Consider the following 750-nt stretch of genomic DNA (forward strand, 5'->3'; position numbering starts at 1 on the left):
GCCAGGGCCAGCGCCACGAGTTGGGATCCGGCGTCCTGGACACGGGTGGTTCCGGCCCGCACGCTGGCCAGCCGGCCGAGGTCTCCGCCCGCATACAGGGCGGAACCCGCGACCAGTTCCCCGGGCTCCGCGCCGGCGTCGATCGCCTCGTCCAGCGAGCCCAGCCCGGGCAGCGCCACCAGATTTACGACCGGCGCGGCGTTGTCGGCCGCCAGCAGGTCTTCCAATTCGTCCACGCGGCGTCCGTGCCCCGCCAGGGACTGCCGCAGTGCCCGCACGACCCATTCCGGATGGCTGTGTTCCAGAGCCGCCGCCTTGACCGGGTCGGTCTCACCGGCGGTCAGCTCGGCGGTCCAGCCGTGCAGGTCCCGGGCGGTGACCTTGCGCAGGACGGCGTTGATCAGCGAGCCGGGGCCAGCGCCGATCACCGCGCGGGCCAGGCCGACGGTCTGGTCCAGGGCGGCGTGGGCCGGCACCCGCATGGCCAGCAGCTGGTGGGCACCGAGCCGGAGCGCATCGAGGATCGCGGGGTCCAGCTGGTCAAGCGGCCGGTCCACGCAGCGGGCCAGGATGGCATCGTATGTGCCCAAACCGCGGAGGGCGCCGTAGGCCAGCTCGGTGGCGAAGCCGGCGTCGCGCTTGTCCAGCCGGTGTTTGCGGATGCTCGCAGGCAGCACCAGGTTCGCGTACGCGTCGTCCCGTTCCACCGCGCGGAGCACCTCGAAGGCCGCCAGCCGGGCCGGGTCGGCC

Annotated in this window: 1 protein-coding gene; it reads right to left on the reverse strand. The window is 73.7% G+C overall.

Features of this window, described 5'->3' with window-relative positions:
- On the reverse strand, nt 1-750 hold a 750-nt coding region (locus tag AC5RUJ_RS17620; protein WP_494156426.1), incomplete at both ends, for a transcription antitermination factor NusB.

This window comes from Arthrobacter sp. Y3223164 (genome assembly GCF_059091005.1).